This is a genomic window from Pseudomonas sp. S37, from assembly GCF_016658545.1.
In the GTDB taxonomy this organism is placed as follows: domain Bacteria; phylum Pseudomonadota; class Gammaproteobacteria; order Pseudomonadales; family Pseudomonadaceae; genus Aquipseudomonas.
In genome coordinates this window covers 21679-27720 of record NZ_JACVZC010000088.1, presented here as the reverse complement: position 1 = coordinate 27720, position 6042 = coordinate 21679, and the positions used below count along the sequence as shown (strand labels likewise).

Here is a 6042-nt window from a genome sequence, read left to right as displayed (position 1 = left end):
TTGCGTCGCGATGGGCTGCGAAGCAGCCCCGGCAATTTGTGCATCTGTGCGGAAATCCTGGGGCTGCTGCGCAGCCCGTCGCGACACAAGGCCGCTCCTACATGTGCCAGTGCTAGCCATGAGAGATATGCAAGACAGTTGCTCCCGCAGGGTATGCGGACTGCTTGCGAACTCAGTTCTCTGGGTGACATCGCAGCCGTTTGGGCTGGCACTGTAACAGGGCCAGACTACGCCCCCGCCTTGTGCACCATCCCCCCGTATGCCCGATGCCAGAGCGGCCGCGCTAAAAGTTTCATCTGCCTTCACCTGCGGAGTTGGCCCGCAACCTGCTATATCCAGCCTGCGAATTTGATCGAGTGGTCAGGCCGCGCGCGCTGACAGCTGCCCGCGCCGGACCCTCTAAACGGCCAGCAGGCCACGGATTTCAGGGGCCGCAGGATGTCGCTCGCGGAGCAGATCGAACAACCACAAGACACTGCAGGCTGGAGCGCCCACCTGCAGTTGCGCTTTGTCCGGCGTGAGGGTGTGACCCGCCTTGGTGCGTGGAAGCATTTCGGACCTCTTTTGGTGCAGCGGCCTTTCTACCCGGAAGGTGCAGCGTGCCATGTCTATGTGCTGCACCCGCCGGGCGGCATCGTCGCTGGCGACCGGCTGGAGCTGGACATCCACCTGGAACCGGGCAGCCATGCGCTGCTGACCATGCCGGGTGCCAGCAAGTTCTACCGCAGCATCGGCCCGACCGCGCGGCTGGCCCAGCGCTTTCACCTGGCTGCCGGCAGCACCCTGGAGTGGCTGCCACAGGACAGCATCTTCTTTTCAGGCGCCCGCGCCAGCCTCGTCAGCCGCTTCACCCTTGAGCCCGGTGCCCGCCTGTTGGCCTGGGAAACCTTGTGCCTGGGTCGCCCGGTGATGGGCGAGCGTTTCGAGCTCGGTGCCCTCGACAACCTTTTGCACATCGAGCTGCCTGGCGAGGTTGGCCTGCATGAGCGCCTGCGTATCGAAGGCGGGCAGCTGGACAAGCTGGGCGGGCACCCGTTGCTTGCCACCTTCTGCGCCGCACCGGCCGACCAGGCCGTGCTGGAGCAGGTGCGCCCGCTGCTCGACGAACTAGGCAACCCGGCCGGCGCGACCCTGCTCGGGTCGTTGCTGGTAATTCGCCTGCTTGATCATGACAACCAACACCTGCAACACACCCTGCAACGCCTGTGGCATGTGCTGCGCCCGGCCATTCTTGGCCTGCCAGCCTGCCCGCCGCGTATCTGGGCCACCTGAGAGAGCGCCATGGAGCTGACCCCGAGAGAGAAAGACAAACTGCTGCTGTTCACCGCCGCGCTGCTGGCGGAGCGGCGCCTGGCCCGTGGCCTGAAGCTCAACTACCCGGAGGCCGTGGCGCTGATCAGTGCCGCCGTGCTGGAAGGTGCCCGTGATGGCCGCACCGTGGCGGAACTGATGAGCCTGGGGCGCGAGGTGCTGAGCCGTGAGCAGGTGGTGCCCGGCATCGCCGAAATGCTGCACGACGTGCAGGTGGAAGCGACCTTCCCGGATGGCACCAAGCTGGTGACCGTGCATGACCCCATCGTCTGAAACCGCCAAGGAGCGCCGCATGTTCCCAGGTGAAATCCAGGTCGCCGCAGGCGACATCGAGCTGAACAGTGGCCGGGCAACGGTCAGCGTCAGCGTGGCCAACCACGGCGACCGGCCGGTGCAGGTCGGCTCGCATTACCATTTTTACGAGGTCAACGAGGCGCTGGTGTTCGAGCGCGCGCCGACCCTGGGCTTTCGCCTGGACATCCCGGCCGGCACCGCCGTGCGTTTCGAACCGGGCCAGGCGCGCACCGTGCAACTGGTGGCCTACGCCGGCAAACGTGAAGTCTACGGCTTTCAGGGCAAGGTGATGGGCGCGCTGGAGGGCAGGTCATGAGCCGTATTTCCCGCCAGGCCTACGCCGACATGTTCGGCCCCACGGTGGGCGACCGCGTACGCCTGGCGGACACGGCGCTGTGGGTCGAGGTGGAAAAAGACTTTACGGTCTATGGCGAAGAAGTGAAGTTTGGCGGCGGCAAGGTTATCCGCGATGGCATGGGGCAGGGCCAGATGCTGGCTGCCCAGGCCATGGACCTGGTGCTGACCAATGCCCTGATCATCGACCACTGGGGTATCGTCAAGGCCGATATCGGCATCAAGCACGGGCGCATCGCCGTGATCGGCAAGGCCGGCAACCCCGATGTGCAGCCGGGCGTGAACGTGCCGGTCGGGCCGGGCACCGAAGTGATCGCGGCCGAAGGCAAGATCGTCACGGCTGGCGGTGTCGACTCGCATATTCACTTCATCTGCCCACAGCAGGTGGACGAGGCGCTGAACAGCGGCGTCACCACCTTCATCGGCGGTGGCACCGGCCCGGCCACCGGCACCAACGCCACCACCTGCACGCCCGGGCCCTGGTACCTGGCGCGCATGCTGCAGGCCGCCGACAGCCTGCCGATCAACATCGGTTTGCTGGGCAAGGGTAATGCCTCGCGCCCCGAAGCGTTGCGCGAGCAGATCGCTGCGGGCGCGGTGGGGCTCAAGCTGCACGAGGACTGGGGTTCGACGCCCGCTGCCATTGACTGCTGCCTGGGCGTGGCCGAAGAGATGGACATCCAGGTGGCGATTCACACCGACACCCTCAACGAATCGGGCTGCATCGAAGACACCCTGACAGCGATCGGCGACCGCACCATCCACACCTTCCATACCGAAGGTGCCGGGGGCGGCCATGCGCCAGACATCATCCGCGCGGCAGGGCAGGCCAATGTGCTGCCGTCCTCGACCAACCCGACCCTGCCGTACACCGTCAACACCGTTGACGAGCACCTGGACATGCTCATGGTCTGCCACCACCTGGACCCGAGTATTGCCGAGGACGTGGCCTTTGCCGAGTCGCGCATCCGTCGCGAAACCATCGCCGCCGAGGACATCCTCCACGACATGGGCGCATTTGCCATGACCTCGTCCGACTCCCAGGCCATGGGCCGGGTAGGCGAGGTGGTGTTGCGCACCTGGCAGGTGGCGCACCAGATGAAGCTGCGCCGCGGGCCACTGGCGCCGGATACCCACTACAGCGACAACTTCCGGGTCAAGCGCTACATCGCCAAGTACACCATCAACCCGGCACTCACCCATGGTATCGGTCACGAAGTGGGGTCGGTCGAGGTCGGCAAGCTGGCTGATCTGGTGCTGTGGTCGCCCGCGTTCTTTGCGGTCAAGCCGGCCCTGGTGCTCAAGGGCGGGATGATCGTCACCGCGCCGATGGGCGACATCAACGGCTCCATCCCCACGCCGCAGCCGGTGCATTACCGGCCGATGTTCGGCGCGCTAGGGGCAGCGCGGCATGCCACACGCATGACCTTCCTGCCCCAGGCGGCCATGGACCGTGGCCTGGCCGAGGAGCTGAACCTGCGCAGCCTGATCGGTGTGGTCAACGGCTGCCGTCGGGTACGCAAGCCGGACATGGTCCACAACACCTTGCAGCCGCTGATCGAGGTTGATGCGCAAACCTACCAGGTGCGCGCCGATGGTGAGTTGCTGGTGTGTGAACCGGCCACCGAGCTACCGCTGGCTCAGCGCTATTTTCTGTTCTGAAGGAGCACCGATGATTGTCTTGACCCGCCGTATTACCGAACCCGGCACCCATGCTGTCAGCGGCACCGTCACCCTCGACGTCGACAGCCGAATCAAGAGCCGCCTGCGGGTAACCCTGGACGATGGCCGTGAAGCCGGGTTGATGCTGGAGCGCGGCCACCTGCTGCGCGGTGGCGAACTGTTGGCCGATGCCGATGGCGGCCAGTTGATCCGTGTGCTGGCAGCGCCCGAAGCGGTGTCCACGGTGCGCTGCGCCGACCCGTACCTGCTGGCCCGCGCCGCCTATCACCTGGGCAACCGCCATGTACCGCTGCAGATCGAGCCCGGCCTTTTGCGTTTTCAGCACGACCATGTGCTGGACGACATGCTGCGTGGCCTGGGCTTGACGGTGGAGGCCGAGCACGCCCCGTTCGAACCCGAAGCGGGCGCTTACCAGAGCGCGCCGCACGGCCACAGCCATGCCCATGGCCACGATCACCCGTTCGTGCGCCTGCCTGCCCATTCCTGAACTGCCCTGGAGCAACCGATGAAAAAGACTTTCGCCCTGTTTCTGCTGATGCTGGCACTGCCGGCTTTCGCCCACCCTGGCCATGACAGCAACCCGTTGCAGGACGGCCTGCTGCACCCGCTGACCGGGCTTGACCACCTGCTGATGCTGCTTGGCACCGGCGTGCTGGCCGCGCTGACCCGGCGCAACCTGACGTTGCCGCTGGCGACCTTGGCGGCGATGTTCGGTGGCGCGGTGTGCGGCCATCTGTTCGGTGACGTACTGGGCATGGAAACGCTGATCGCCGTGTCGCTGCTGGTGGCTGCCAGCGCGGTGCTGCTGCCAAGCCGCCAGTTGCTGCTGGCGATGGCCATGCCAGTGTTCGCCCTGTTCCACGGCTGGGCCCATGGCGTGGAAGCCACGCCAAGCGCGTTCTGGCAGTTCAGTGCCGGCTTTGTCGCAGTCAGTGGCCTGCTGCTGGCAGCCGGCTTCGCGGTCGGTTGCCTGTTGCGCCGCCACAGTGGTTTGCAGAAAGCCTTCGGCGGCGGCCTGCTGGCCGGCGCCGCGCTGGTGCTGGCAGGCTGATGAACAGCGACCTCGCGTTGCTGCGCCTGCTGCAGCTGGCCAGCCCTGGCTTGCCGGTGGGCGGCTTTACCTATTCACAAGGCCTGGAATGGGCGGTCGAGGCGGGCTGGGTGGTGGGTGTGGAGGGCTTTGCTGCCTGGCAGCGTGAGCAGCTTCACGACACCCTGGCCTGCGTTGACTGGCCGGTGCTGGCGCGCCTGTACCACGCCTGCCAGGCCGAAGATGCCGGGGAGTTTGGCCACTGGAGCCGCTTCCTGTTGGCCAACCGTGAAACCGCCGAGTTACGCCTGGAAGAACAGCAGCGTGGCGCGGCGCTGGCGCGGCTGCTCGACGGCTGGCAGCTGGGCCAGGCCCCGGCCTGGCGGGCCAGCCTTGAGCTGACCCAGTTGGGCGGCATGGCCTGGCTGGCCGCGCACTGGGCCATCCCGCTGCGCCAGTTGGCCTTGGGCCATGGTTTTGCCTGGCTGGAAGGCGCGGTCATGGCCGGGGTCAAGCTGGTGCCGTTCGGCCAGCAGGCTGCCCAGACGCTGCTGCGCGACCTCGCTGCCGACTTGCCCGCTGCCCTCGACCACGCCCTGGCCCAGGGCGATGACCAGCTTGGCGGCGGCCTGCCGTTGCTGGCCATTGCCTCATCGCGTCACGAAACCCAATACACCCGTTTGTTCCGTTCCTGAGGACTGCCTGCATGCAAAGCTATCAACAACCCCTGCGCGTCGGTGTCGGCGGCCCGGTCGGGTCTGGCAAGACCGCACTGCTGGAAGCGCTGTGCAAAGCCATGCGCGATCACTACCAGATCGCCGTGGTCACCAACGACATCTACACCAAGGAAGATCAGCGCATCCTCACCGAGGCTGGCGCCCTGGAACCGGAGCGCATTGTCGGCGTGGAAACCGGCGGCTGCCCGCACACGGCCATTCGTGAAGACGCCTCGATGAACCTGGCGGCGGTCGAAGCGTTGGCGCGCAAGTTCGGTAACCTGGAGGTGATTTTCGTGGAGAGCGGCGGTGACAACCTCAGCGCCACCTTCAGCCCGGAGCTGGCCGACCTGACCATCTACGTGATCGACGTGGCCGAAGGCGAGAAGATCCCGCGCAAAGGTGGCCCCGGCATTACCAAGTCGGACTTCCTGGTCATCAACAAGACCGACCTGGCGCCGTATGTAGGCGCTTCGCTGGAGGTCATGGAGCGCGACACCCAGCGCATGCGCCCGCAGCGGCCGTGGACGTTCAGCAACCTGAAGAAAGGCGAGGGGCTGCAGGCGGTGATCGACTTCATTGTCGAGCGCGGGATGTTGGGCGTGCGAACCTGATGTGACGGGTTTGCAGCTGTGTGAGCAACCACGCGCTCCC

8 protein-coding genes are annotated in these 6042 nt (G+C 66.1%); all 8 read left to right on the top strand.

Annotated features, from left to right (window positions below; all coding sequences use genetic code 11):
• Nucleotides 1-438: 438 nt before the first annotated feature.
• Genes IAE39_RS21545 through ureG form a run of 8 tightly spaced genes read left to right on the top strand, consistent with a single transcriptional unit; the run spans nucleotide 439 to nucleotide 6002 of the window.
• On the top strand, nucleotides 439-1272 hold the full coding sequence (locus IAE39_RS21545; RefSeq protein ID WP_201206328.1) for an urease accessory protein UreD: 834 nt from the start codon (nucleotides 439-441) through the stop codon (nucleotides 1270-1272).
• A gap of 9 nt (nucleotides 1273-1281) precedes the next feature.
• Complete coding sequence (locus IAE39_RS21540) at nucleotides 1282-1584, top strand: urease subunit gamma (protein ID WP_201206326.1); 303 nt, start codon at nucleotides 1282-1284, stop codon at nucleotides 1582-1584.
• 19 nt (nucleotides 1585-1603) lie between these two features.
• Nucleotides 1604-1921, top strand: coding sequence for an urease subunit beta (locus IAE39_RS21535; RefSeq protein WP_201206330.1), 318 nt, complete (start codon nucleotides 1604-1606; stop codon nucleotides 1919-1921).
• Complete coding sequence (gene ureC / locus IAE39_RS21530) at nucleotides 1918-3621, top strand: urease subunit alpha (protein WP_201206324.1); 1704 nt, start codon at nucleotides 1918-1920, stop codon at nucleotides 3619-3621. The genes IAE39_RS21535 and ureC overlap by 4 nt, the downstream gene beginning before the upstream one ends.
• Nucleotides 3622-3631: 10 nt before the next feature.
• Complete coding sequence (gene ureE / locus IAE39_RS21525; RefSeq protein ID WP_201206321.1) at nucleotides 3632-4129, top strand: urease accessory protein UreE; 498 nt, start codon at nucleotides 3632-3634, stop codon at nucleotides 4127-4129.
• An 18-nt stretch (nucleotides 4130-4147) separates the two neighbouring features.
• Complete coding sequence (locus IAE39_RS21520) at nucleotides 4148-4693, top strand: HupE/UreJ family protein (RefSeq protein ID WP_201206319.1); 546 nt, start codon at nucleotides 4148-4150, stop codon at nucleotides 4691-4693.
• Nucleotides 4693-5367 (top strand): urease accessory protein UreF, encoded by a 675-nt coding sequence (locus IAE39_RS21515; protein ID WP_201206317.1) that lies wholly within the window; start codon nucleotides 4693-4695, stop codon nucleotides 5365-5367. Before IAE39_RS21520 ends, IAE39_RS21515 begins: the two co-directional genes overlap by 1 nt.
• Before the next feature lie 11 nt (nucleotides 5368-5378).
• The gene (gene ureG / locus IAE39_RS21510; RefSeq protein ID WP_028634232.1) at nucleotides 5379-6002 is read left to right on the top strand and encodes an urease accessory protein UreG; all 624 of its coding nucleotides are present in this window, start codon (nucleotides 5379-5381) and stop codon (nucleotides 6000-6002) included.
• The last annotated feature ends 40 nt before the right edge of the window (nucleotides 6003-6042 follow it).

Bases quoted from the DNA above. Each gene is read 5' to 3' on its own strand.
- IAE39_RS21545 (WP_201206328.1), top strand. From the start codon at position 439: ATGTCGCTCGCGGAGCAGATCGAACAACCACAAGACACTGCAGGCTGG.
- IAE39_RS21520 (WP_201206319.1), top strand. From the start codon at position 4,148: ATGAAAAAGACTTTCGCCCTGTTTCTGCTGATGCTGGCACTGCCGGCT.
- ureE (WP_201206321.1), top strand. From the start codon at position 3,632: ATGATTGTCTTGACCCGCCGTATTACCGAACCCGGCACCCATGCTGTC.
- IAE39_RS21535 (WP_201206330.1), top strand. From the start codon at position 1,604: ATGTTCCCAGGTGAAATCCAGGTCGCCGCAGGCGACATCGAGCTGAAC.
- IAE39_RS21540 (WP_201206326.1), top strand. From the start codon at position 1,282: ATGGAGCTGACCCCGAGAGAGAAAGACAAACTGCTGCTGTTCACCGCC.
- ureG (WP_028634232.1), top strand. From the start codon at position 5,379: ATGCAAAGCTATCAACAACCCCTGCGCGTCGGTGTCGGCGGCCCGGTC.
- ureC (WP_201206324.1), top strand. From the start codon at position 1,918: ATGAGCCGTATTTCCCGCCAGGCCTACGCCGACATGTTCGGCCCCACG.
- IAE39_RS21515 (WP_201206317.1), top strand. From the start codon at position 4,693: ATGAACAGCGACCTCGCGTTGCTGCGCCTGCTGCAGCTGGCCAGCCCT.